Origin of the sequence: Arthrobacter phoenicis (genome assembly GCF_047238215.1) — a bacterium.
GTDB lineage: Bacteria > Actinomycetota > Actinomycetes > Actinomycetales > Micrococcaceae > Arthrobacter.
This window is the reverse complement of sequence record NZ_JBDFMK010000001.1, coordinates 284543-308669: the sequence shown is the minus strand read 5'-3', so window position 1 is coordinate 308669 and position 24127 is coordinate 284543. Positions and strand designations below refer to the sequence as shown.

The window sequence follows — 24127 nt, the reverse complement described above, 5'->3', positions numbered from 1 at the left end:
GTACCTAGTGCGGTACGTGGGTTGCTTTGACGTGGGAAAGACTGCGGTGCAGGTGAAGCGTGGTGGCGGCCTCGGCCAGCCGGGGGTTGCCCGCCGCGATGGCCTCGGCGATCGCCGCGTGTTCGGCGGCCGCGGCGGTGAGGCGTGCGGCGTCGTCGGCGGCGAGCCGGCGCACCCGGACCAGGTGCACGCGCAGGCTGCGCATCGCCTGGGCCAGGTAGGCGTTGGAGATGGCGGCGTCGACGGCGGCATCGAGCCGGCCGACGAGGTCGTAGTAGTCGTGCCGGGCGGGGTCGGCGCCGTTGATCAGCTCCGGCGCCCGCAACAGCTCGCGCTGCAGTCCGGCGAAGACGGCCGGGTCGCCGCGTTCTGCCGCCAGCGCCGCGGCCTTGCCTTCCAGGGTTTCGCGGAGCTCGAAGAGTTCGTCGATGTCCTCCAGCGAGATGTCGGTGACGACGACGCCGCGGCCGCCCGCCGTCGTCGTCAGCCCCTCCGCGGTGAGCCGGCTCAGCGCCTCCCGCAGCGGGGTCCGCGAGACGCCCAGGCGCTCGGACTGTTCCACCTCGGCGAGGACCGTGCCGGGAGCCAGCCGCCACTCGATAATGTCGTCGCGGAGTGCCGCATAGGCCCTGTCGCTGGCGCGCATGGTGCTCTCCTTCCTCGCCGAATCCCCACCAGTGTATACACAGACTGCTTCGCATCCAAGTAATCCGGCAGAAAAACCTAGATAGGCCTACCTCGTGTATACAAAGCCCTTGTGAGCGTCGGAGCATCCGTCTAGCATGGTCTGCATCACAACGTCGTGGAACGGGAGAACGCCATGGGCAACGCCGGCAACCGGGAGACCTCGGAACGCAGCTCCGACACCAACAGCTTTGAAGAACGCAGCACCGCCAGCTACGGGAGCAGCTATGCGCGCAGCATCGACCAGCCGGAGGGCTTCTGGCTCGACGCGGCCCGCAAGGTCGACTGGAGCGTCCCGCCCACCCGCGCCCTGGATTCGAGCCGCGCCCCGCTCTACGGCTGGTTCCCCGACGGCGAACTGAACACCTGCTTCAATGCCCTGGACCGGCACGTGGCAGCCGGCCACGGCGACCGGACGGCGCTGATCTACGACTCCGCCATGCTGGGCCTCCGGAAGAGCTTCACCTACGCAGAGCTGACGGACCAGGTGGCGCGGTTCGCCGGCGTCCTCCGCGCCCGGGGCGTGGGCCGCGGCGACCGGGTGGTCATCTACATGCCGATGATCCCCGAGGCGGCCATCGCCATGCTCGCCACGGCGCGGCTCGGCGCCGTCCACTCGGTGGTTTTCGGCGGCTTCGCGCCCAAGGAGCTCGCCGCCCGCATCCGCGACGCCGGTCCGGCCGCCGTCGTCACCGCCTCGGGCGGCATCGAGCCGGCCCGACGGATCGAATACCTGCCCGCCGTCGCGGAGGCGCTGGAGCTCGCCGGAACCACGGACACCCCTGTGCTGGTCAGGGGGCGGGACGGCTTCGCCGACACCGCCGCGAACCACGACGGCTGGCTGGACTGGGACACCGAGATGGCGGCCGCCGAACCGGCCGCCCCGGTCAACGTCAAGGCCACCGACCCGCTGTACATCCTCTACACCTCCGGCACCACCGGCACCCCCAAGGGCGTGGTGCGGGACAACGGCGGCCACGCCGTGGCGCTGACCTGGACGCTGGAGAACATCTACGACGTCGGCCCCGGCGACGTCATGTGGACCGCCTCCGACGTCGGCTGGGTGGTGGGCCACTCTTATATCGTCTACGGTCCGCTGCTGGCCGGGGCCACCACAGTCATGTACGAGGGGAAGCCGGTGGGCACCCCGGACGCCGGCGCCTTCTGGCGGGTGATCCAGGACCACAAGGTCAACGTCCTCTTTACGGCCCCGACGGCGCTGCGGGCCATCCGCAAGGCCGACCCGGAGGCGGAGCTGCTGAAGAACTACGACATCTCGAGCCTGCGGACCCTGTTCGCCGCAGGGGAGAGGCTGGACACGGACACGTTCCACTGGGCCGCCCGGGTCCTAGGGGTGCCGGTGGTGGACCACTGGTGGCAGACCGAGACCGGCTGGGCCATTTGCGCGAACCCGCGCGGCATGGCGGAACTGCCCATCAGGGCCGGATCCCCGAGCGTTGCGATGCCTGGCTTCCGCCTGCAGGTCCTGGACGGCTCCGGGGAGGAAGTGGAACCGGGAACGGAGGGAAACATCGTCCTGGGCCTGCCGCTGCCGCCGGGTACCCTGGCCACCCTCTGGCGCAACGACGAACGCTACGTCTCCTCCTACCTGCAGGCGTTCGAGGGCTACTACGCCACCGGCGACTCCGGCTACCGGGACGAGGACGGCTACCTGTTCGTGATGGGCCGCACCGACGACATCATCAACGTGGCCGGCCACCGGCTTTCCACCGGGGCGATGGAGCAGGTGATCGGCCAGCACCCCGCGGTCGCCGAGTGCGCCGTGATCGGCCTGGCCGACCCGCTCAAGGGGCAGCGGCCCAGCGGCTACGTGGTCCTCAAATCCGGCGTCGACGTGCCGGCGGAGGTGCTGGCCAAGGAGCTGGTGGCTCTGGTCCGGCGCGACATCGGCGCCGTGGCCGACTTCAAGCACGTCACCGTGGTGGAGGCGCTGCCCAAGACCCGCTCGGGCAAGATCCTCCGCAAGACCATGCGGCAGATCGCCGACGGCGAGGACTACGTGGTGCCCTCCACCATCGAGGACGCGGGCGTGATAGAGCAGTTGCTGGACACCCTGCGGCCCGACACCGCGCGGCCCTGAACTGCGGTTCCTGGAAAGCGCGTCCTAGGACGCCGGCCGGCTCCAGCGGTATTCGTTCTCCGGCCGGCCCGGCGCGCCGTAGCGGGCCGTGCGGGCCACCGTCCCGGCGTCGGCCAGGTACTCCAGATAGCGGCGGGCGGTGACCCGCGACATGCCCAGGGCCTCCATCACCTCGCTGGCGGACACGGCCCCGGCCTGGCGCTTCATGAACTCCTGCACCGACTCCAGAGTGGAGGAGGAGAGCCCCTTGGGCAGCGGCAGCTCCGAGGGGGCGCGCAGGCTCGCGAACGCCTGGTCCACGTCGCTCTGCGACGCGCCGCTCCCTGGTCCGCCGCCACCGGGGGAGGCCAGCTGCTCACGGAACTGCCGGTAGCTGCGCAGTTTGTCCGCGAACGTTGCGAAGGTGAAGGGCTTGATCAGGTACTGGACGACGCCGGTGGCCACGGCGCTGCGGACAATGTTCAGTTCACGCACGGCGGTGATGGCGATGATGTCCGCGAAGAGCCCGGCGGTGCGCATCCGGCGGGCGATGTCCAGGCCGTGCAGGTCCGGCAGGTTCATATCCAGCAGGACCAGCTCCACCGGCTGGCCCGCGGCGTTGAGCTCGGTCAGCAGGCGCAGGGCCGACTGCCCGTCCGGGGCGGACCCGGCGAGGGTGAAGCCCTCCAACCGGCCGATGTACGCGGCGTGCGCGGCGGCCGCGATCGGCTCGTCCTCGACGACGAGCACACGGATCTCATTCATGGTGTCCCTCTGCAATACCGGCCGCCGCGTTCCCCGCGGCCTGCCCCGTCGGCAGGCTGACCCGGAACAGTGCCCCGGCCGGGCTGGTGATTGTCATGGTACCGCCCAGCCGCCGGACCGCCTGCCGGACCAGCGCCAAGCCCAGCCCGCGGCCGAAGGGCCCGGACTCCTTGGTGCTGAAGCCGTGCCGGACGACGTCGTCCACCGCCGCCGGGTCGATGCCTGGCCCGCTGTCCTCCACGGTGATCTCCAGGCCTTCCGGCGGGGCGGTGACGCTCAGCTCCACCAGCCGCGGCGGGGGAGCGTCCGCAGCGGCGTCGATCGCGTTGTCCAGCAGGTTGCCCAGGATTGTCACCAGATCCTGCACGGCCAGGCCGGTCACGGAGGTGGAGCCGGCTGTGGTGAGAATCAGCTCCACGCCGCGTTCGTGCGCCTGGGCGGACTTGCCCATCACCAGGGCCGCCAGGACCGGCTCCTCGATGGAACCCACCAGGTCATCGGTGAGCCGCTGGGACAGCTCCAGGTCCTTGGTGGCGAAGTCCAGCGCCTCGGCGTCCCGGCCCAGCTCCATCAGCGACACCATGGTGTGCAGCCGGTTGGCATGCTCGTGCGTCTGTGCCCGCAGCGCGTCCGAGAGCGTCCGCATGGTCTCCAGCTCGCTGCCCAGGGACTCGATCTCGGTCCGGTCCCGGATGGTGGCCACCGTCCCGAAGACCGGCCGCCGCGACGCCCCCCGCTGCCGCCGGGCCGGTCGCGGGCCTGCCAGCGGCCCCGGCGCGGGACCCACCGCGGGGCCCTGATTGACCACCAGTACGCGCTCGCCGGTGAGATGGATTTCGTCCTGGGCCACCCGCCCGGACCGGAACAGCTCCCGCAGGCTCGGCGCCAGCGGCAGCTCCGCCAGCGTGGGGGCGTCGGCCGGGCGGCCGACGCCGCCGCGGTTTGCGCCTCGGGCGGCACCGCCGTCGGCGTCCACCGCCGCATCCGCGGGCCGCGGCGGCACGCCCAGCAGCGCCGCCGCCTGGTCGTTGTACATCACCACCCGGCCGCGCGGGTCGATCAGGATCACGCCCTCACGCACCGAGTGCAGCACGGACTCGTAGTAGGCAAACAGCTGGGCAAGCTGCTCCGGGCCCCAGCCGCGGGTCACGCGCCGCAGGTACCGGCCCAGCAGCCAGGACGCCACCGACCCGCCGGCCAGCAGCGCCGCCGCGATCACCAGCAGTGCCGGCAGTCGGCCGGAGAACGCCACGTCCACCGTCCCCACGGTCACACCCGCGGCCACCAGCGCTTTGACCGTGCCGTTGGCGTCCTTGACCGGGGCGATGGTGCGCACCGAGGGGCCCAGCGTCCCGGCCATGATCTCGGTGAAGACCCGGCCCTGCAACGCCGCATCAATCGACCCGATGTACGGTTTGCCCAGCTCCTCGTCCCGGGGGTGGGTCCAGCGGGTCCGGTCCGGGGCCATGATCGTGATGAAGTCAGCCTGGGCGTCCCGCATCACTTCCATGGCGTACGGCTGCAGCAGCGCCGACGGGTTCGGCGCCGCGGCGGCCTGCAGGACCAGCGGGTTGTCCGCCACCGAGGTGGCGATTCCGGCCATCCGCCGCCCGGCCTCCTGGTACGCGTGGTCCCGTGCGTCCACATAGGTGGCGGTGCCGACGACGGCGGTCAGCGCCAGCATGAACAGCAGATGGGCCACGAAAAGGCGCCGGGCGATGCTCCAGTGGTGGATCAAAGTGCACCCTCCATGACCAATATGAACGCAACGGTGATGCGCGTCACTCCGTACCCAATGATGGAGGAACACGCAGAAAAGACGGATGCGTCCACGGACAGCATCGACGTCCAGCCTATCCAAGGAGAAATACCATGGCCTCTCAACGAGGAGAGTCAGCGGCAACGGCCGCGGCGCCGGTCAAGCGCAAGGGGCTGGACAAGTCCCACTACCTGTACATCGCGGTCATCGTGGCCGTCGTCCTCGGCGCCGTCGTTGGCCTGATGTTCCCCGAGGTTGGCAAGTCCCTCAAGCCGCTCGGCGACGGCTTCGTCAAGCTCATCAAGATGTTGATCGCCCCCGTCATCTTCTGCACCATCGTGCTGGGCATCGGCTCGATCGCCAAGGCGGCAACGGTCGGCAAGGTCGGCGGCCTGGCCCTCGGCTATTTCATCGTCATGTCGACCTTCGCCCTGGCCATCGGCCTCGTCGTCGGCAACCTGATCCACCCGGGCACCGGCCTCAAGCTGGCCCCCTACGACCCGAACAAGAAGGCCGCGACAGACAGCACCGTCGACTTCCTGCTTGGCATCATCCCGGGTGACATCCCCGTACTGCCCACACTCTTTGCGGCCATCCTCATTGGTTTCGCACTGCAGAAGATGGGCGCCCAGGGCGCCCCGATCCTCAAGGCCATCGGCCACGGCCAGACCCTCGTGTTCCGCCTCCTGATCATGATCATGTGGCTGGCCCCGGTGGGTGCGTTCGGTGCCATCGCCGCCGTCGTCGGCGCCACCGGGGTGCAGGCCATCATCAGCATGGCCACGCTGATGGTCGCCTTCTACATCACCTGCGCCGTCTTCATCATCGTGATCCTCGGCGGTGTGCTCAAGGTGGTCTCCGGCGTCAGCATCTTCCGGCTGATGAAGTACCTGGCCCGCGAATACCTGCTGATCTTCTCCACCTCCTCTTCGGAGTCTGCCCTGCCCCGGCTGATCGCGAAGATGGAACACCTGGGTGTCTCCAAGCCGGTCGTCGGCGTTACCGTCCCCACCGGTTACTCGTTCAACCTGGACGGCACGGCCATCTACCTGACGATGGCGTCGCTGTTCGTCGCCAACGCCATGGGCACCCCGCTGGACCTCGGTGCGCAGATCTCGCTGCTGATCTTCATGATCATCGCTTCCAAGGGCGCCGCCGGTGTTACCGGCGCCGGCCTCGCCACCCTGGCCGCCGGCCTCCAGGCCCACCGCCCCGAGCTGCTCGGCGGCGTCGGCATGATCGTCGGCATCGACCGGTTCATGTCCGAGGCCCGCGCGCTGACCAACTTCACCGGCAACGCCGTCGCCACCATCCTGATCGGCACCTGGGTCAAGGAGATCGACGGCGGCCAGGTCGAGCGTGTCCTCTCCGGCGCCCTTCCCTTCGACGAGCAGACCATGATCGCCGGTCACTCCGCCGTTCAGCCCGCCGTCGAGCCGGCACACCAGCCGGTCCCGGCCAACGCCTAAGGAACGCCCCGCACCATCCCGAAACCGCCCGGAGGCAGCCGCTGCGTCCGGGCGGTTTTCTGCGCCCGGGCGGACCGCCCAAAGACAACCCTCGACCTCTACCAGAAGGTCAAGGCGCGCAAAACGGCGGTTGTCAAGGTCCGTCGAATACCGTGTCGGGGGCTGTAACCTTGGGAGGAATAACGATCGCCGCCGACGAACTGCGGCGGGATCGGGCAGCAAATATCACCGTCATCGAAAGTGTGGATAGATACGTGAGCAGCGAACAGGGGTCAGCCACCCTGGAAGGCACCGGACTCGACCTGGACGACGCCGTCATGGGGCCCACCGGGCGTCCCCTGCGGGAGTTCCCTGAGCCCGCGCCGCTGTCCTCCCACGGCCCGGCCCGCGTCATCGCCATGGTGAACCAGAAGGGTGGCGTCGGCAAGACGACGTCCACCATCAACCTGGCCGCGGCCCTGGCCGAGTACGGCCGCCGCGTCCTGCTGGTGGACTTCGATCCGCAGGGTGCGCTGTCCGCCGGCCTCGGCACCAATCCGCACGAGCTGGACCTCACGGTCTACAACGTTCTGATGGACCGCAAGGTGGACATCCGCGACGCGATCCAGAAGACCGGCGTCGAGAACGTGGACCTGCTCCCGGCCAACATCGACCTCTCCGCTGCCGAGGTGCAGCTGGTCAACGAGGTGGCCCGCGAACAGGTCCTGGACCGGGCGCTCAAAAAGGTCGAGGACGACTACGACGTCGTCCTCATCGACTGCCAGCCCTCCCTCGGCCTGCTCACGGTCAACGCCCTCACCGCCGCGCACGGCGTCATCATCCCGCTGATCTGCGAGTTCTTCGCCCTCCGCGCCGTGGCCCTGCTGGTCGAGACCATCGACAAGGTCCAGGACCGGCTCAATCCCCGCCTGCAGGTCGACGGCGTCCTCGCCACCATGTACGACGCGCGGACCCTGCACGGCCGCGAGGTCATCGCCCGGCTGGTCGAGGCCTTCGGCGACAAGGTCTTCGAAACCGTCATCAAGCGCTCCATCAAGTTCGCCGACGCCACCGTCGCCGCGGAACCGATCACCAGCTACGCCGGGAACCACGCCGGCGCGGACGCCTACCGCCGCCTGGCCAAGGAACTCATCTCGCGCGGCGGCGCGCCCTAGGCACCGTGACGGCGACGCTCACCGCGCCGGAGGAGCTGTCACCGGCGGCGAAGAAGCCCGGCTTCGAGGTCCGGCTGGCCAACTTCACCGGCCCCTTCGACCTGCTGCTGGGCCTGATCTCCAAGCACCAGCTGGACATCACCGAGGTGGCGCTGGCCACCGTCACCGACGAGTTCATCAAGTACACCCGGAAGCTCCAGGAGCAGGGGGAGGACTGGGCCCTCGACGAAGCCAGCGAGTTCCTGGTGGTGGCCGCCACCCTGCTGGACCTCAAGGCCGCCCGGCTGTTGCCCGCCGGCGAGGTCGAGGACGCCGAGGACGTGGCGCTGCTTGAGGCCCGGGACCTGCTGTTCGCCCGGCTGCTGCAGTACAAGGCCTTCAAGCACGTCGCCGGCCTGCTCGGCGCCACACTGGAACAGGAGGCGCAGCGCTACCCCCGCCAGGTGGCCCTCGAGGAACACTTGGCCGCGCTGCTGCCCGACCTGGTCTGGAAACACACGCCGGCCCAGTTCGCCGCCCTCGCCGGCGCCGCACTGACCCCCAAGGCCGCCGCACCCACCGAGGTGGGCCTGGCGCACCTGCACGGCAGCCCCGTCAGCGTCCGGGAGCAGGCGGAGATCCTCGGGCTGCGCCTGCGGCAGGGCCGGCCGCTGACCTTCCGGGCCTTGACCGCCGACGCCGAATCCACCCTGGTGGTAGTGGCCCGCTTCCTGGCCCTGCTGGAGATGTTCCGCGACAAGGCGGTCTCCTTCGACCAGCTGCAGCCCCTCGGCGAACTCTCCGTGCACTGGACGGCCGCCGACCCCGAATGGAACAGCGCGGCCCTGAGCGAGGAATACGAGGACCAGCCATGACCACCGGACCAGACCCGCGCCCCGGACCGGCGGGCACCCCCGCCGGGCAGGCGGACCCGGGAACGCCCGACGTCGCGGATCTTCCCGGCGGCGTCCGCGCCGCGCTGGAGGCCGTGCTGATGGTGATCGACGAACCGGCGACCGCGGAGCAGCTCGCCGTGGGCCTCGGCCAGCCCGTCGACGTCGTTGAGGACCTGCTCGAGGACCTGCGGCGGGAGTATGACGGCTATACTGGAAGTTCCCCGGATGTGGCCACAGCCCCCCGGGGTTTCGAATTGCGGAACATCGCCGGTGGCTGGCGGATCTATTCCCGGGCCGAATTCGCCGACGTGGTTGGCGGATTCGTCCTCGAAGGCCAGACGGCCAGGCTGACGCAGGCGGCGCTCGAAACGCTCGCCGTGATCGCCTACCGGCAGCCCGTATCCCGGGCCAGGGTCTCGGCAATTCGAGGCGTCAATGTCGACTCCGTGGTGCGGACGCTCGTGCAGCGCGGACTGATCGAGGACTCGGGACATGATCCCGAATCCGGAGCAGTCCTCTACCGCACCACCTCGTATTTCCTGGAACGGATGGGAATCGGGTCGGTGGCGGAACTGCCCCAGCTCTCCCCGCACCTTCCCGGACTCGAGGGCATCGCGGAGTACTACGACGCCGGACGCATGTAACAGCACCACACACCAGCGGGCAGCCACGCAGCCTGCACACAGATTTCACCACAACGAAGGACGGGTCATGACACAGGCGGGACGCCAGGGTTCACCACGTAACGGTTCAGGACGAACCGGAGCCGGCAACAAGGCCGGACACAACACACCGCGCAGCCAGGGGGCCGGCGGCGCCGGCCGCGGCCAGCGCGACGGCGGCAAGGGCGGCTTCCCCGGCGGTGCGGACCGCGGCTTCAAGCGGCCCAAGCCGCGCGAGGAAGCCTTCATCGACCCGGACCTGAACCCGGGTCCGGTGGAGCCGGCACAGCGCGGCGGCAGGCCCGCGGCGAAGAAGCCCGGAGCCCGCAAGCCCGGCGCGGGCAAGGCCCCGGGCACTCCCGGCGCCCTGAAGCCCAAGCCCCGCATCGGGGCCGGCGCCGCCAAGGCCACCGGCTCGAAGGCCTTCGGCAGCGAACGCTTCGGCCAGAACCTCGGCCCGGTCCGCAAGCCCACCCGCAAGCGCGGCCCCCGCGGCGCCGTGCCGCAGTCCGAGCTGCACGACGAAGACGGTATCCGGCTGCAAAAGGTCATGGCCTCCGCCGGCGTCGCCTCCCGTCGTGTCTGCGAGGAGATGATCGCCGAGGGCCGCGTCGAGGTGGACGGCCGCGTCGTCACCGAACTCGGCATGCGGGTGGACCCCGCCACCTCCGTGATCCACGTCGACGGCCTGCGCATCCAGCTGGACGAAAACATGGTCTACATGGTCTTCAACAAGCCCAAGGGCGTTGTCTCCACCATGGAAGACCCGGACGGCCGGCCCTGCATCAGCGACTTCGTCCGCAACCACCACGGCGAGCGGCTCTTCCACGTGGGCCGGCTCGACGTCGCCACCGAAGGCCTGCTGCTGCTGACCAACGACGGCGAACTGGCCAACCGGCTCACGCACCCCTCCTACGAGGTGCCCAAGACCTACCTGGTCCAGGTCCGCGGCCCGTTCCCGCAGGGCGTCGGCGCCCAGCTGAAGGCCGGCGTCGAGCTCGAGGACGGCATGGCCTCGGTGGATTCCTTCCGGCTGGTCGACTCCACCCCGGGCCACGTGCTGATCGAGGTGGTCCTGCACTCGGGTAAGAACCGGATCGTGCGCCGCCTCTTCGACGCCGTCGGGTTCCCCGTGCTGCGCCTGGTCCGCGTCAAGGTCGGCCCCATCGGCCTGGGCGACCAGCGCCAGGGCAGCATCCGCAACCTCGGCAAGCAGGAAGTCGGCCACCTGCTGGCATCCGTGGGGCTGTAGGCATGTCCGCTTTCCGCACCCACGGCCGCGGGCACCTCAACGGCCCCGTGGTCGTCGTGGGCACCGGGCTGCTGGGCACCAGCGTCGGGCTGGGACTGCGCGGCCGCGGCGTCCCGGTGTACCTGACCGACCCCTCGCCGACCAACCAGGCCGTCGCTGTCGACATCGGCGCCGGCCTGCCGCTGGAGCGGCTCGAGGGGGAAGCGCCGGAGCTCGTCGTCGTGGCGGCCCCGCCGGACGTGACGGCCGACGTCGTCGCCCGCGCCCTGGCGGACTACCCGGACGCCACCGTGGTGGACATCGCCAGCGTCAAGGCAGGCATCCAGGCCGAGCTCCGCGACCGCGGGGCCGACCTGGGCCGCTATGTCGGCACCCACCCGATGGCCGGCCGGGAGAAGTCCGGGCCGGTCGCCGCGCGCGGTGAACTCTTCACCTCCATGCCGTGGGTGCTGTGCCCGACGCCGGAGACCCGGCCCGAGGCTCTCACGACGGCGCGCGCGCTGGCGGGCGACCTCGGCGCCGTCGTCGCCGAATTCGGCGCCCAGGAACACGACGACGCCGTGGCGCTGGTCTCGCACCTGCCCCAAGTGATGTCCTCGCTGCTGGCCAGCCGGTTGCAGGGCACGCCCCTGCACGCGCTGTCCCTCGCCGGGAACGGGCTCCGGGACACCACCCGGATCGCCGCCAGCGACCCGACGCTGTGGGTGCAGATCCTCGGCGCCAACGCCGGGCCCATGGTGGGTTTGCTGCACAGCGTCCGGGAGGACCTGAACCGCCTGATCGGCACCCTGGAGAACCCCACCGCGCCCGGCGCACGGCTGGACCTGGCCCAGCTGATCAGCGAGGGCAACGCCGGCCAGGCCCGCATCCCGGGCAAGCACGGCGGGCCGCCGCAGGCCTACTCCTGGCTCACCGTCCTGGTGGACGACACGCCGGGGCAGATCGCCCGGCTGCTCACCGAGATCGGCGAGATCGGCGTCAACCTCGAAGACCTGCGCCTGGACCACTCGTCCGGCCAGAATGTGGGCATGGTGGAGATCTCCGTCCTGCCCAACAAACACGAAATGCTCATCGAAGCCCTCAACGACCGCGGATGGCGGGTACTCCAGTAATGACCCAGGAAACAGCAGCAGTAGCGACGGACGTGGTCCGTCCCGGCAAGAGCCTCGTCGTCGCCATTGACGGGCCCTCCGGGTCGGGCAAGTCCAGTGTCAGCAAGGAGGTAGCCCGCCGGCTCCGGCTGGCCTACCTGGACACCGGCGCCATGTACCGGGCCCTGACCTGGTACTGCCTCGACGCCGGGACCGACTTGGCCGACGGGCAGGCCGTCGAGGACGCCGCCGAGGTCCTGGACCTGGACATCAGCACCAGCGCGGGGGAGGAGTACGTGCGCGTGGGCGGCGTGGACATCACCGACGCCATCCGTGAACCCTCCATCTCCGCCGCGGTCAGCGCCGTCGCCACCAACCTGGGCGCACGCACCGAACTGATCCGCCGCCAGCGCGCACTGATCGACAAGCACCACCGCCGCATGGTGGTGGAGGGCCGGGACATCACCACCGTCGTCGCGCCCAACGCCGAGGTGCGCATGCTGCTGACCGCCAGCGAGGAGGCCCGGCTGCGCCGCCGCGGCCTGCAGCTGGGCGGCACCCAGAACGCAGAACAGCTCGCCGCGCAGGTCACGGCGCGGGACGCCAAGGACTCCACCGTGGTGAACTTCACCCGGGCCGCCGACGGCGTGGTCACCCTGGACTCCTCGGACCTGGACTTTGAGCAGACCGTCGACGCGGCCCTCGGGATCGTGCGCCGGGTCGTCGAGCACGCGCCCTTCACCCGTGACTGAGCGCGCGGCCGCGGGCCCCGGACGCTTGTTCCTCACCGGGACCATGGCCTGGAGCCGACCCGTGGGCTGGGCGCTTGACCACCTCGTCTACCGGACCACCGTCAGCGGACGGGCCAACGTTCCGCAGGCCGGCCCGGTAATCTTCGCCGGGAACCACATCAGCTACCTCGACGGGCCGGTGATGTTCGGTGCCGCCCCGCGGTCGATGCACATCCTGGTCAAGCAGGAGATGTTCGGCGGCATCCTGGGCCGGGTGCTCACCGCCGCGGGCCAGCTGGCCGTGGACCGGTCCGGGGACCGCGCGGCGCTGCAGCGCGCCAAGGCCATCCTCGACGCCGGATCCTGCGTGGGCATCCTTCCCGAAGGCACCCGGGGGAGCGGCCAGGCGGCGGCGATCAACAACGGGGTGGCCTGGCTGGCGCTGAACTCGGCGGCCACCGTCATCCCGGTCGCCATCCTCGGAACCCGCACCGGCGACGAACACCTCAACACCGTGCCATGCCCGGGCCGCCGGCTGCACGTCAGCTTCGGCCCGGCGCTGACCGCGGACCGCAGGCCGGGGGAGACCGGGCGTGCTTCAATGGACAGGGTGGGAACCGGGATCCGTGCTGCGCTGGCGCGGCACGTCCAGGACACCATCCAGGCCAGCGGACACCGCCTGCCCGACGCGGAAACAGAAACCGCGGCACCCGAACCACCAAAAACACAGCATGAACGCCAGACAGCAGTAGCCGGAGAGCCGGCAGATCACCACCTAAGGAAAGTGCAATGAGCGATACGACTCAAACCTCCGGCAACTTCGGCGCCGGCGAAGACGAATACACGCCCACCGGCACGGACCAGGTGGCGGAGAACCTCGCCGCCCTGGACGACGACGAGGCCGATCTCCGCGCCGCGTCGTTGCGCGCCGGCCTCGAGGACTACGAGCTCGACGAGGACGACGCCGCGCTGCTCAGCGGCGACTTTGAGGACGAGGACTTCGACGGGCCGCTGAAGCTGGACCCGGTCCTGGCTATCATCGGCCGGCCGAACGTGGGCAAGTCCACGCTGGTCAACCGCATCCTGGGCCGCCGCGAGGCCGTCGTCGAGGACACCCCCGGCGTGACCCGCGACCGCGTCATGTACTCGGCGCACTGGAACGGCCGCAACTTCACCCTGGTGGACACCGGCGGCTGGGAGCACGACGCCCGCGGCATCCACGCCCGCGTCGCCGAGCAGGCCGAGATGGCCGTGGAACTGGCCGACGCCGTCCTCTTCGTGGTGGACTCCGCCGTCGGTGCGACCGCCACCGACGAGGGCGTCATGAAGATGCTCCGCAAGTCCAAGAAGCCGGTCATCATGGTGGCCAACAAGGTGGACGACTTCGCCCAGGAGGCCGACTCGGCCGCGCTCTGGGGCCTCGGCTTCGGCGAGCCCTACCCGGTCTCGGCCCTGCACGGCCGCGGCGTGGCCGACCTGCTGGACCACGTCATGGACACCCTGCCCGAGTTCTCCACCATCGAGGGCCTGGAACGCAGCGGCGGCCCCCGCCGCATCGCGCTGATCGGCCGCCCGAACGTGGGCAAGTCCTCGCTGCTGAACAAGCTGGCCGGCTCCGAGCGCGTCGTCGTCGATAACACCGCCGGCACCACCCGCGACCCGGTGGACGAATTCATCGAACTCGGCGGCCGCACCTGGCGCTTCGTAGACACCGCCGGCATCCGGCGCCGCCAGCACATGGCCCAGGGCGCCGACTTCTACGCCTCCCTGCGCACCCAGAGCGCGCTCGAAAAGGCCGAGGTCGCCGTCGTGCTCCTCGCCGTGGACGAGGTCCTCAGCGAGCAGGACGTCCGCATCCTGCAGCTGGCCATCGAATCCGGCCGGGCGCTGGTGCTGGCGTTCAACAAGTGGGACCTGTTGGACGACGAACGCCGGATCTACCTCGAGCGCGAGATCGACCGCGACCTGGCCCACGTGGCCTGGGCCCCCCGGGTGAACATTTCCGCCAAGACCGGCTGGCACAAGGACCGCCTGGTCCCCGCCCTGGACACCGCGCTGGAAAGCTGGGACAAGCGCATCCCCACCGGCCGGCTCAACGCCTTCCTCGGCGAACTGGTCGCGGCGCACCCGCACCCGGTCCGCGGCGGCAAGCAGCCCCGCATCCTCTTCGGCACCCAGGCCTCCAGCCGCCCGCCGAAGTTCGTCCTCTTCACCACCGGGTTCCTGGACCCGGGCTACCGCCGCTTCATCACCCGCCGCCTGCGCGAAACCTTCGGCTTCGAGGGCACCCCGATCGAGGTCAACATGCGGGTCCGCGAAAAGCGCAGCAAGAAGCGTTAATTCGGACACACCGGAGGGAAAAGTGCCCGTGGCGGCGGCGAAATGTCACGGGCACCCTCCGGGATCGTGTAAGCTTTTCAAGGTGGTTCGGCCGGACTGCTCAGTGAATACGGCAGGGAGAAATCCCTCCGGAGGCACGAAGCGGAGAACGACGGAACCAGCGGGCTGTAGCGCAGCTTGGTAGCGCACTTGACTGGGGGTCAAGGGGTCGCAGGTTCAAATCCTGTCAGCCCGACCAACAGAAAAAACCCCGTCCTTGCCGGAAACGGCAGGGGCGGGGTTTTCTGCTTTCGCGGGAATTCTGCCGCGGCGCAGACTGCTCCGGGGACCGGTTACTTCAAGAAGCGCGAGGTGCGCCGGTCCGCCAGGATCTTCCCCTTCGTCTGGCAGGTGGGGCAGTACTGCAGGGCCGTGTCCGCGAAGGAGACCTCCCGGACGGTGTCCCCGCAGACCGGGCAGGCCTCGCCGGCGCGCCCGTGCACCCGCAGGTGGGTCCGCTTGGTGTCCTTGAGCTCGGCCGGCGGCTTCCCGGCCGCCTCCGCCACGGCCGCGCCGAGCACCGCATGGATCGCCCGGTAGAGGCGTTCGACGGCGTCGCGGTCCAGGGACGCGGCGATCGCGAACGGGGAGATCCGTGCCGCGTGCAGGATCTCGTCGCTGTAGGCGTTGCCGATCCCGGCCATGACGCTCTGGCTGCGCAGCACGCCCTTGACCTGCTGGGAGTGGCCGGCCAGGATCGCGCTGAGCGAGTCGACGTCGAAATCCGCGCCCAGCGGATCCGGCCCCAGCGCCGCGATCCCGGGTACCTCGGCCGGGTCCCGGACCAGGTACACGGCCAGGCTTTTGCGGGTCCCCGCCTCGGTCAGGTCCACGTCCGCGGGACCGGCGCCGCCGGTCAGGGACAGCCGGACCGCGATGTGCCCGCCGCCGCGCTTCAGGACTGCACCGGTGGGCGCTTCCGTCACCCTGACCCAGCCGGCACGGGCGAGGTGGAAGACCAGGAACAGCCCGCCCGCCTCCACCGCCACGAACTTCCCGTACCGCCGGACGCCCGTCACCGTGCGGCCCTCGAGTGCGCTGATCGGGGGATCGGCGGTCTTCAGCACGGCGAAGGAGACCACCTGGATGCCGGCGACCTCGCAGCCGGCCAGGCGGGCCGCGAGGAAGTCCGCCAGCGCCGCGACTTCGGGCAGTTCAGGCATGGGCAAACACGTTCCGTTCCGGTGCGGGGGCGGCCATGGCCCCATCATGCCAGAGACCTCCCGGGCCGGTGCCGATATGCCTATACTTTCAGCGGCGGCCCGTTCCTCCGGCCGCCGCATCTCCAGCGCTGGACCCCAACGTATGACCCCAATGATTCGCCCGCAGTGCTTGACCTGTAGTGCTTGACCCGACGAAAGGCCCGTCATGAGCATCATCCCCGAAGACCTCTCCTACACCGCCGAACACGAGTGGGTCACCGCCCCCAACGCCGACGGCGTCGTCCGGGTAGGCATCACGGATTTTGCCCAGGACGCCCTCGGTGACGTGGTCTACGCCCAGATGCCGGAGGTGGGCACCAAGCTGACCGCCAACGACGTCGTCGGCGAGGTCGAATCGACCAAGAGCGTCAGCGACATCTACGCCCCGGTCAGCGGCGAAGTGGTGGCCCGCAACGAGGCGCTGGACACCGATTCGGCCCTGATTAACTCCGATCCCTACGGCGAGGGCTGGCTGCTGGAAATCAAGCTGGCCGAGGCCGACGCGGTCGAGTCGCTGCTCAGTGCATCGGAGTACGAACAGCAGGTAGGCTAAAGGCAAGGCCGCCCGGCCCTGCCGCTGGAGACAGCTGCCGGACGGCGGACCGACTACCGGATCTGCCAGGCTTTTCCGGACGGCATGCGTTGTTTGCAGGGGGGAACCTGCAACGAATCAGGAGGATTCAATGGCTGGGCACGGACAGAACGACACCGGTGAATACGGCACGGGTGGAGTGAAAGCCTCGGAGACCACCTCGATCCACCTCACCCCGGTCCGCGACGAGCCGACGATCGCCCCGAAGGTTTCCTCCGAGGAGCGCACCGCGATTGAATCGCTGCCGGCAGGTTCGGCGCTGCTGATCGCGCACAGCGGTCCCAACAGCGGTGCCCGCTTCCTGCTGGACTCGGACGTCACCACCGCCGGCCGGCACCCCGACGCGGACATCTTCCTCGACGACGTCACGGTGTCCCGCCGCCACGTCGAGTTCCGCCGCACGGCCCGGAGCTTCGAAGTGGTGGACACCGGCAGCCTGAACGGCACCTATGTCAACAACGACCGCGTCGACGCCGTGGAACTCAAGTCCGGCAACGAGGTGCAGATCGGCAAGTTCCGCTTGACCTTCTACCTGAGCCCTGTCCGCACCGCAGGCAACGTCTGATATCGGAGTACTTTCCGGTGGCCATGGCACAAGCCGAACGGCGCGGACCCCAGGTTTTGAACATCGGGGAGGTCCTGGGGCAACTCAGTGACGACTTCCCGTCCATGACCGCGTCGAAAATCAGGTTCCTTGAGGAAAAGGGACTCATCAACCCGCAGCGGACCCCCGCCGGGTACCGGCAGTACTCGGAGAACGACGTCGAGCGCCTCCGCTTCGTGTTGGCCCTCCAGCGCGACCAGTACCTGCCGTTGAAGGTGATCAAGGACTACCTCGACGCGATCGACCGCGGCGAACGCCCGGACAACCTTCCGCCCGGCGTCACCGTCTCGCCGCGGATCGTCTCCGACGAGCTCGCCTCCGAGTTGAACAACCGGGTGCGCCGGCTCAGCGAGGAACAGCTCCGGACCGAATCCGGGGCCAGCGTCCCGCTGCTGGAATCCCTGTTGAGCTACGGGCTGATCGGCCACGTCAACGGCCACTTCGACGAGCACGCCCTGCAGGTAGCCAAGGCCTGCGTCCAGCTGGAAAGCCACGGCCTCGAACCCCGCCACCTGCGCCCCTTCCAGGCCGCCGCGGACCGCGAGTTCGGCCTCGTGGAACGCGCCGTCGCCACCCTCACGTCCCGGAAGGACGCCGCCTCGCACGCCCGCGCCGCCGAGGCGGCCCGGGAAATCAGCGACCTCTGCCTCTCGCTGCACCGGGCTCTGGTCCAGGACCGCATCTCGAGGATGGACATCTGATGATTGAGGTCGAGATCGTAGGCGTTCGGATCGAACTGCCCTCCAACCAGCCGCTCGTGCTGCTCAAGGAGATGCACGGCGAACGGCACGTGCCGATCTGGATCGGCACCCCCGAGGCCAGCGCCATCGCCCTGGCCCAGCAGGGCGTCGTCCCGCCGCGGCCGATGACCCACGACCTGCTGATCGACGTCGTCGAGGCGCTTGGCCACACAATCGTCAGCGTCAACATCGTCGCGGTGGAGGACAACGTCTTCTACGGCCAGCTGCAGTTCGAGGACGGCACCACCGTAAGCTCCCGTGCCTCCGACGCCCTCGCCCTAGCGCTGCGCGCCAAGTGCCGGATCTGGTGCGCCGACGCCGTCATGGACGAGGCCGGCGTGCGGATCACCGAACACGACGAGGGCGAGGACACCGAGCCGGGTCCCGCCGTCGACGAAGAGGGGGAGATGCGCCGCTTCCGGGAATTCCTGGACGACGTCGAACCCGAGGATTTCGCGGGCTGACCCCGCCGAAGTCTCAAGTTGAGGTCGAAACTTTCGACACGCCCCGGCTATAGCCCCAACGTCTTTGACCTGAGGGGCCGGTCAGCCTAACGTCAGAGATACAAGTTCCCATTGCAGACAACAGGTGCGCACGTCACACTGGACTGAGCAGCCGGACCCGAACGGCGCGGATCACTCCCGCGCCGGGACGGCCCGACGGCGGCAGGAAAGCGCGCTAAGGCTGCAATTCCCCGCGGGAGCTCAGAATGAGGAGGATCCACGTGAGTCCGAAAGGCGACGCAGGCGAGCTCAAGCAGGCCTCGACGGCAGGTGTTGCCGTGCCCGCTACCGGCGCGCAGGGCCTGCTCTTCACCGAGGACCTCCCCGTCCTGGACGAAGATGCCGGCTACCGCGGACCGACCGCCTGCAAGGCCGCCGGTATCACCTACCGCCAGCTGGACTACTGGGCCCGCACCGGACTGGTGGAACCCGCCGTCCGCGGCGCCGCCGGCTCTGGCTCGCAGCGGCTCTACGGCTTCCGCGACATCCTGGTCCTCAAGGTCGTCAAACGTCTCCTGGACACCGGAGTTTCCCTGCAGCAGATCCGCACCGCCGTCGAACACCTGCGCGAACGCGGTGTGGAGGACCTGGCCCAGATCACCCTGATGAGCGACGGCGCCAGCGTCTACGAATGCACCTCCGCCGACGAGGTCATCGACCTGGTCCAGGGCGGCCAGGGCGTCTTCGGCATCGCCGTCGGCCGGGTCTGGCGCGAGGTGGAGGGCAGCCTCGCGGCCCTTCCGAGCGAGCACGCAGCCGACCAGTCCTTTCCCGACGACGAACTGAGCAAGCGCCGGGCGGCCCGCAAGACCGGCTGATTCTTTCACTTGATACACAGAAGCGCGGGGCCACCAGGTGGCCCCGCGCTTCTGTCGTTTGATCGGCCCCGGCGGGGAAGGCGTCAGCGGCTGCTGCGGTCCCGGACCCGGCCCGCGCCGACGAGTTCGCCGCGGTTGCCCAGCAGGTTCGCCAGCAGCTCGTCGAAGAGGCCGGCGGCGTTCTTCGCCGAGTCGCCCGGCCAGGAGTGCACGGCGTGGGCGGCACCCTGGATCTGCTGCCAGTTGGCCTGTTCCGGGATGTGCGGGGTAAGCAGCAGCTCGCCGAACATCGAGTCCATCTCGGAGAGGCGGAAGGCGTGCTCCGCCGAGCCCGTGCGGACGCGGTTGGCGACGATGCCGGCCGGCATCAGCCCGGGGGCGAACTCCTGGCGGAACAGCTGGATGGCGCGCATGGTGCGCTCGGTGCCGGCCACGGAGAACAGTCCGGGTTCGGCCACCAGGGCCACCTTATCGCTGGCGGACCAGGCCATCCGGGTGAGGCCGTTGAGGGACGGCGGGCAGTCGATCAGGACCAGCTCGTACCGGGTGGCGCCCGCCAGGACGGTGGAGAGGCGGCGCAGATCGCGGCGGCCCAGGTCCGGGCGGTCGTAGATGCCGGTGTAGGCGGAGCCGACGGCGACGTCCAGGATGGATTCTTCGCTGTTTCCGGCGCGGGTTCCGGCGGTGGAGTTGCCGCGCTCCAGCCAGCCGCTGGGGACCACGTTCTCGGCCAGGCGTGCCCGGCGCGGGGACTTCAGCATGCGGCCGATGTCCAGCTGCTCGCCAGCGCGGACGCCCAGGGCGGTGCTGGCGTCGGCGTGCGGGTCAAGGTCGACCACCAGGGTGGGGATGCCGGCGGCGAGGGCGGCCGAGGCCAGTCCGGTGGTCACCGATGTCTTGCCGACTCCGCCTTTGAGGCTGCTGATGCTGACTACGTGCACTTGAAAACCAATACCTAACGCCGGTTGCCGAGACTGGGTCATGCCGGCCCGTGCGTTCCTCCGGGCCGGGGCGGACATGCGCCACCCACCCATCCATCATAGGCGGCGGCGCACGATAAACCCGCCTCATCCACCCCGGCAGAGGCGGAAGTCCGGTTCCTCGGGCCGGGCCGTCGCCCGGGAAGGAGATCGTGCCCCGGCCGGGTCTATGCCTACGCCCGGCCGCGGGACAACCCCGCCCCGGAGGGCGGAGGACGCCGCCTGCCGCATCCCGGGCACATGACGGATAATTCTGTGATGACGGCCACAATGATTTGTGTTGGCCGCCACCGTCTTAGAAACTGTGACCACTTACCGAACCGCCCGCGAAGATGCAGGGAGAAGTATGTTTTCCAAGATTCTGGTGGCTAACCGCGGCGAAATCGCGATCCGCGCCTTCCGTGCCAGCTACGAGCTGGGAGCCAAGACCGTTGCGGTGTTTCCCACCGAGGACCGCAACTCGATCCACCGCCAAAAGGCCGACGAGGCGTACCTGATTGGCGAGGAGGGCCACCCGGTCCGTGCCTACCTCGACGTCGACGAGGTAGTCCGGGTCGCCAAGGAGGCAGGCGCCGACGCTATCTACCCCGGCTACGGCTTCCTCTCGGAAAACCCCAACCTGGCCCGGGCCGCCGCGGACGCCGGAATCACCTTCGTGGGCCCGCCCGCCGAGGTCCTGGAACTGGCCGGCAACAAGGTCGCCGCCCTCGAGGCCGCCCGCAAGGCCGGCGTCCCGGTCCTGAAGTCCAGCAAGCCGTCCAAGGACGTCGACGAACTGATCGCCGCCGCGGATGAGATCGGCTTCCCCGTTTTCGCCAAGGCCGTCGCCGGCGGTGGCGGCCGCGGCATGCGCCGCGTCGACACCCGGGAAGCGCTGCCCGAGGCCCTGCAGGCCGCGATGCGCGAGGCGGACGCCGCGTTCGGCGACCCCACCATGTTCCTGGAGCAGGCCGTCCTGCGGCCCCGCCACATCGAGGTGCAGATCCTGGCCGACGCCGAGGGCAACGTCATGCACCTGTTCGAGCGCGACTGCTCCATCCAGCGCCGCCACCAGAAGGTCATCGAGATCGCCCCGGCGCCGAACCTGGACGAGGGCATCCGCCAGGCCCTCTATCGTGACGCCGTGAAGTTCGCCAAGGCCCTGAACTACGTCAATGCCGGCACCGTCGAATTCCTGGTCGACACCGTAGGGGACCGGGCCGGCCAGCACGTCTTCATCGAGATGAACCCGCGCATCCAGGTCGAGCACACCGTGACCGAGGAAGTCACCGACGTCGACCTGGTCCAGGCCCAGCTGCGCATCGCCTCCGGCGAGACGCTCGCGGACCTCGGACTCTCCCAAGACACCGTCCGGCTGCGCGGCGCCGCCCTGCAGTCCCGCATCACCACCGAGGACCCGGCCAACGGCTTCCGGCCCGACGTCGGAAAGATCACCGGTTACCGCTCCGCCGGCGGCGCCGGCGTCCGGCTCGACGGCGGCACCGTTTACTCCGGCGCCGAGATCAGCCCGCACTTCGACTCCATGCTGGTCAAGCTCACCTGCCGCGGCCGCGACTACCCGACCGCCGTCGCCCGCGCCCGCCGGGCCCTGGCAGAATTCCGCATCCGCGGCGTCTCCACCAATATCTCCTTCCTCCAGGCCGTGCTGGACGACCCGGACTTCATCGCCGGGAACGTCGCCACGTCCTTCATCGATGAGCGTCCCGAGCTGCTCAAGGCCCGCGTGTCCGCGGACCGCGGCACCAAGCTGCTGACCTGGCTGGCCGACGTCACCGTCAACAAACCCAACGGCGAACTGACCGTGCACACCGACCCCGCGGACAAGCTGCCCGCACTGCCCGACGCCGAGGCCCGCCCCGGCTCGCGCCAGCGGCTGCAGGAACTCGGGCCGGAGGGCTTCGCCCGCGCCCTGCGCGAGCAGAACGCCGTCGCCGTCACCGACACCACCTTCCGCGACGCGCACCAGTCGCTGCTGGCCACCCGGGTGCGCACCCGCGACCTCGTCGCCGCCGCCCCCGCCGTGTCCAAGCTGCTGCCCGAACTGCTCTCGGTCGAGGCCTGGGGCGGGGCGACCTACGACGTCGCGCTCCGCTTCCTCGGCGAGGACCCCTGGGACCGGCTGGCCGCGCTGCGCAAGGCGCTGCCGAACGTCTGCCTGCAGATGCTGCTCCGCGGCCGGAACACGGTCGGCTACACCCCGTACCCGGAGGAGGTGACGGTGGCGTTCGTCAACGAGGCGGCAAAGACCGGCATCGACATCTTCCGCATCTTCGACGCCCTCAACGATGTCAACCAGATGGCCCCGGCCATTCGCGCCGTCCGCGAGACCGGGACCGCCGTGGCCGAGGTGGCGCTCTGCTACACCTCGGACATGCTCGATCCCGAGGAGAAGCTCTACACCCTGGACTACTACCTGGAGCTGGCGCAAAAGATCGTCGACGCCGGGGCGCACATCCTCGCGATCAAGGACATGGCCGGCCTGCTGCGTCCGGCGGCCGCGGCGAAGCTGGTCGCCGCGCTGCGGGAACGCTTCGACCTCCCCGTCCACCTGCACACCCACGACACCGCGGGCGGCCAGCTGGCCACCCTGCTCTCCGCCGTGGACGCCGGGGTCGACGCCGTCGACGTCGCGTCCGCCTCGCTGGCCGGCACCACCAGCCAGGTGGCGGCCTCCGCCCTGGTCGCCGCCCTGGCGCACACGCCGCGGGACACCGGCCTGGACCTGGACAGCGTCTGCTCCCTGGAGCCCTACTGGGAGGCCGTCCGCCGCGTCTACGCCCCCTTCGAGTCGGGCCTGCCCGGCCCCACCGGCCGGGTCTACCAGCACGAGATCCCCGGCGGCCAGCTCTCCAACCTGCGCCAGCAGGCCATGGCGCTGGGCCTGGGTGAGCGCTTCGAGGCCATCGAGGACATGTACACCGCGGCCGACCGCATCCTCGGCCGGCTCGTGAAGGTCACGCCCTCCTCGAAGGTGGTCGGCGACCTCGCCCTGCACCTGGTGGGCCTCAACGCCGACCCGGCGGACTTCAACGAGAACCCGCAGAAGTACGACATTCCGGACTCGGTGATCGGCTTCCTCTCCGGCGAACTCGGCGACCCGCCCGGAGGCTGGCCGGAACCGTTCCGCACCAAGGCCCTGCAGGGCCGCAGCGTCAAGGTCAGGGACGTGGAGCTCAGCGCCGAGGACAGCGCAGCGCTCAAGGGTGACTCCAGGACGGTGCAGCAGACCCTCAACCGTCTGCTCTTCGCCGGGCCCACCAAGGACTACCAAAAGAGCGTGGACACCTACGGCAACCTCTCGGTCCTGGACACCCGCGACTACCTCTTCGGCCTGCAGCGCGGCGCCGAGCACGAGATCGAGCTGGAGAAGGGCGTCCGCCTGATCGCCTCGCTCGAGGCCGTGTCCGAGCCCGACGAGAAGGGCATGCGCACCGTGATGTGCACCCTGAACGGCCAGTCCCGGCCCGTCGTGGTCCGCGACCGGTCCGTGGTCAGCAACGTCAAGGCCGCCGAGCGCGCCGACGCCGCCCAGCCGGGCCAGGTGGCCGCGCCGTTCGCCGGCGCCGTCACCCTGACCGTCAAGGCCGGGGACAAGGTCAACGCCGGCGACACGGTGGCCACCATCGAGGCGATGAAGATGGAGGCCTCCATCACGACGCCGGTGGCCGGCACCGTGGCACGGTTGGCCGTCGCCGCCGTCGAACAGGTCCAGGGCGGGGACCTGCTGCTCGTCATCGGGGAGTAGGACCCACGCACCAAAAAGGGCTCCTCCGGCTGACGCCGGGGG

The 24127-nt window shown here is 69.8% G+C and carries 21 protein-coding genes and 1 tRNA gene; 17 read left to right on the top strand and 5 right to left on the bottom strand.

What is annotated here, in order from left to right; translation table 11 throughout:
* Positions 1-4: 4 nt before the first annotated feature.
* On the bottom strand, positions 5-646 hold the full coding sequence (locus ABC337_RS01395; RefSeq protein ID WP_412882662.1) for a GntR family transcriptional regulator: 642 nt from the start codon (positions 644-646) through the stop codon (positions 5-7).
* 156 nt (positions 647-802) lie between these two features.
* Between ABC337_RS01395 and ABC337_RS01390 the strand changes: the two genes are divergently transcribed.
* Positions 803-2785 carry a propionyl-CoA synthetase gene (locus ABC337_RS01390; protein ID WP_412882663.1) on the top strand — a complete coding sequence of 661 codons (1983 nt, stop codon included), beginning with the start codon at positions 803-805 and terminating at the stop codon, positions 2783-2785.
* A 24-nt stretch (positions 2786-2809) separates the two neighbouring features.
* Here ABC337_RS01390 and ABC337_RS01385 read toward each other — a convergent pair whose 3' ends face one another.
* Together ABC337_RS01385 and ABC337_RS01380 are read right to left on the bottom strand one after the other, a co-directional pair.
* Positions 2810-3529, bottom strand: a complete 720-nt coding sequence (locus ABC337_RS01385) for a response regulator (protein ID WP_412882664.1) — start codon at positions 3527-3529, stop codon at positions 2810-2812.
* On the bottom strand, positions 3522-5267 hold the full coding sequence (locus ABC337_RS01380; protein ID WP_412882665.1) for a sensor histidine kinase: 1746 nt from the start codon (positions 5265-5267) through the stop codon (positions 3522-3524). Before ABC337_RS01380 ends, ABC337_RS01385 begins: the two co-directional genes overlap by 8 nt.
* 134 nt (positions 5268-5401) lie before the next feature.
* Here ABC337_RS01380 and ABC337_RS01375 point away from each other — a divergent pair, with 134 nt between their 5' ends.
* From ABC337_RS01375 to ABC337_RS01330, 10 genes are all read left to right on the top strand, one after another.
* Positions 5402-6757: a cation:dicarboxylate symporter family transporter gene (locus tag ABC337_RS01375; protein ID WP_412882666.1), complete on the top strand. Its 1356-nt coding sequence runs from the start codon at positions 5402-5404 to the stop codon at positions 6755-6757.
* Between the two features lie 254 nt (positions 6758-7011).
* A complete protein-coding gene (locus ABC337_RS01370) occupies positions 7012-7911 on the top strand; it encodes a ParA family protein (RefSeq protein WP_364137898.1) in 900 nt (299 codons plus the stop codon).
* 5 nt (positions 7912-7916) lie between these two features.
* Entirely contained in the window at positions 7917-8765 is an 849-nt protein-coding gene (locus ABC337_RS01365; RefSeq protein WP_412882667.1) for a segregation and condensation protein A, read from the top strand.
* Positions 8762-9430: an SMC-Scp complex subunit ScpB gene (gene scpB / locus ABC337_RS01360; RefSeq protein ID WP_412882668.1), complete on the top strand. Its 669-nt coding sequence runs from the start codon at positions 8762-8764 to the stop codon at positions 9428-9430. Before ABC337_RS01365 ends, scpB begins: the two co-directional genes overlap by 4 nt.
* 67 nt (positions 9431-9497) lie before the next feature.
* On the top strand, positions 9498-10700 hold the full coding sequence (locus ABC337_RS01355) for a pseudouridine synthase (RefSeq protein WP_412882669.1): 1203 nt from the start codon (positions 9498-9500) through the stop codon (positions 10698-10700).
* A gap of 2 nt (positions 10701-10702) precedes the next feature.
* Entirely contained in the window at positions 10703-11812 is a 1110-nt protein-coding gene (locus ABC337_RS01350; protein ID WP_412882670.1) for a prephenate dehydrogenase, read from the top strand.
* Entirely contained in the window at positions 11812-12543 is a 732-nt protein-coding gene (cmk, locus tag ABC337_RS01345) for a (d)CMP kinase (RefSeq protein ID WP_290258221.1), read from the top strand. Before ABC337_RS01350 ends, cmk begins: the two co-directional genes overlap by 1 nt.
* Positions 12544-12586: 43 nt before the next feature.
* Positions 12587-13315, top strand: a complete 729-nt coding sequence (locus ABC337_RS01340; RefSeq protein WP_412883250.1) for a lysophospholipid acyltransferase family protein — start codon at positions 12587-12589, stop codon at positions 13313-13315.
* Positions 13312-14862 carry a ribosome biogenesis GTPase Der gene (gene der, locus ABC337_RS01335; protein ID WP_412882671.1) on the top strand — a complete coding sequence of 517 codons (1551 nt, stop codon included), beginning with the start codon at positions 13312-13314 and terminating at the stop codon, positions 14860-14862. The genes ABC337_RS01340 and der overlap by 4 nt, the downstream gene beginning before the upstream one ends.
* 161 nt (positions 14863-15023) lie before the next feature.
* Positions 15024-15100: transfer RNA gene (locus ABC337_RS01330), tRNA-Pro, on the top strand.
* 94 nt (positions 15101-15194) lie between these two features.
* On the opposite strand, the gene ABC337_RS01325 is transcribed toward ABC337_RS01330, so the two are convergent.
* Positions 15195-16064, bottom strand: a complete 870-nt coding sequence (locus ABC337_RS01325) for an Fpg/Nei family DNA glycosylase (RefSeq protein WP_412882672.1) — start codon at positions 16062-16064, stop codon at positions 15195-15197.
* Positions 16065-16269: 205 nt separating this feature from the next.
* Between ABC337_RS01325 and gcvH the strand changes: the two genes are divergently transcribed.
* The 5 genes from gcvH to ABC337_RS01300 all read left to right on the top strand — a co-directional run bounded on the left by gcvH (position 16270) and on the right by ABC337_RS01300 (position 19360).
* Positions 16270-16656 (top strand): glycine cleavage system protein GcvH, encoded by a 387-nt coding sequence (gcvH, locus tag ABC337_RS01320; RefSeq protein WP_290258217.1) that lies wholly within the window; start codon positions 16270-16272, stop codon positions 16654-16656.
* 130 nt (positions 16657-16786) lie between these two features.
* Complete coding sequence (locus ABC337_RS01315; RefSeq protein ID WP_412882673.1) at positions 16787-17260, top strand: FHA domain-containing protein; 474 nt, start codon at positions 16787-16789, stop codon at positions 17258-17260.
* 23 nt (positions 17261-17283) lie between these two features.
* Positions 17284-18000: a transcriptional regulator FtsR gene (gene ftsR / locus ABC337_RS01310; protein ID WP_412882674.1), complete on the top strand. Its 717-nt coding sequence runs from the start codon at positions 17284-17286 to the stop codon at positions 17998-18000.
* The gene (locus ABC337_RS01305; RefSeq protein WP_290258214.1) at positions 18000-18503 is read left to right on the top strand and encodes a bifunctional nuclease family protein; all 504 of its coding nucleotides are present in this window, start codon (positions 18000-18002) and stop codon (positions 18501-18503) included. Before ftsR ends, ABC337_RS01305 begins: the two co-directional genes overlap by 1 nt.
* A 260-nt stretch (positions 18504-18763) precedes the next feature.
* Positions 18764-19360, top strand: a complete 597-nt coding sequence (locus ABC337_RS01300) for a MerR family transcriptional regulator (RefSeq protein WP_290258212.1) — start codon at positions 18764-18766, stop codon at positions 19358-19360.
* A gap of 83 nt (positions 19361-19443) precedes the next feature.
* Here the strand turns inward: ABC337_RS01300 and ABC337_RS01295 are convergent, their stop codons facing one another.
* Complete coding sequence (locus ABC337_RS01295) at positions 19444-20301, bottom strand: ParA family protein (RefSeq protein ID WP_412882675.1); 858 nt, start codon at positions 20299-20301, stop codon at positions 19444-19446.
* 385 nt (positions 20302-20686) lie between these two features.
* On the opposite strand from ABC337_RS01295, the gene ABC337_RS01290 reads away from it, so the two are divergent.
* Positions 20687-24085, top strand: coding sequence for a pyruvate carboxylase (locus ABC337_RS01290; protein WP_412882676.1), 3399 nt, complete (start codon positions 20687-20689; stop codon positions 24083-24085).
* Positions 24086-24127 lie beyond the last annotated feature (42 nt).

What these genes read in the sequence shown, in the direction of transcription:
- ABC337_RS01340 (WP_412883250.1), top strand. Translation starts at nt 12,587, where the DNA reads ATGGCCTGGAGCCGACCCGTGGGCTGGGCGCTTGACCACCTCGTCTAC.
- ABC337_RS01375 (WP_412882666.1), top strand. Translation starts at nt 5,402, where the DNA reads ATGGCCTCTCAACGAGGAGAGTCAGCGGCAACGGCCGCGGCGCCGGTC.
- scpB (WP_412882668.1), top strand. Translation starts at nt 8,762, where the DNA reads ATGACCACCGGACCAGACCCGCGCCCCGGACCGGCGGGCACCCCCGCC.
- ABC337_RS01290 (WP_412882676.1), top strand. Translation starts at nt 20,687, where the DNA reads ATGTTTTCCAAGATTCTGGTGGCTAACCGCGGCGAAATCGCGATCCGC.
- ABC337_RS01355 (WP_412882669.1), top strand. Translation starts at nt 9,498, where the DNA reads ATGACACAGGCGGGACGCCAGGGTTCACCACGTAACGGTTCAGGACGA.
- ABC337_RS01315 (WP_412882673.1), top strand. Translation starts at nt 16,787, where the DNA reads ATGGCTGGGCACGGACAGAACGACACCGGTGAATACGGCACGGGTGGA.
- cmk (WP_290258221.1), top strand. Translation starts at nt 11,812, where the DNA reads ATGACCCAGGAAACAGCAGCAGTAGCGACGGACGTGGTCCGTCCCGGC.
- ABC337_RS01350 (WP_412882670.1), top strand. Translation starts at nt 10,703, where the DNA reads ATGTCCGCTTTCCGCACCCACGGCCGCGGGCACCTCAACGGCCCCGTG.
- der (WP_412882671.1), top strand. Translation starts at nt 13,312, where the DNA reads ATGAGCGATACGACTCAAACCTCCGGCAACTTCGGCGCCGGCGAAGAC.
- ABC337_RS01385 (WP_412882664.1), bottom strand. Translation starts at nt 3,529, where the DNA reads ATGAATGAGATCCGTGTGCTCGTCGTCGAGGACGAGCCGATCGCGGCC.
- ABC337_RS01325 (WP_412882672.1), bottom strand. Translation starts at nt 16,064, where the DNA reads ATGCCTGAACTGCCCGAAGTCGCGGCGCTGGCGGACTTCCTCGCGGCC.
- ABC337_RS01305 (WP_290258214.1), top strand. Translation starts at nt 18,000, where the DNA reads ATGATTGAGGTCGAGATCGTAGGCGTTCGGATCGAACTGCCCTCCAAC.
- ftsR (WP_412882674.1), top strand. Translation starts at nt 17,284, where the DNA reads ATGGCACAAGCCGAACGGCGCGGACCCCAGGTTTTGAACATCGGGGAG.
- ABC337_RS01395 (WP_412882662.1), bottom strand. Translation starts at nt 646, where the DNA reads ATGCGCGCCAGCGACAGGGCCTATGCGGCACTCCGCGACGACATTATC.
- gcvH (WP_290258217.1), top strand. Translation starts at nt 16,270, where the DNA reads ATGAGCATCATCCCCGAAGACCTCTCCTACACCGCCGAACACGAGTGG.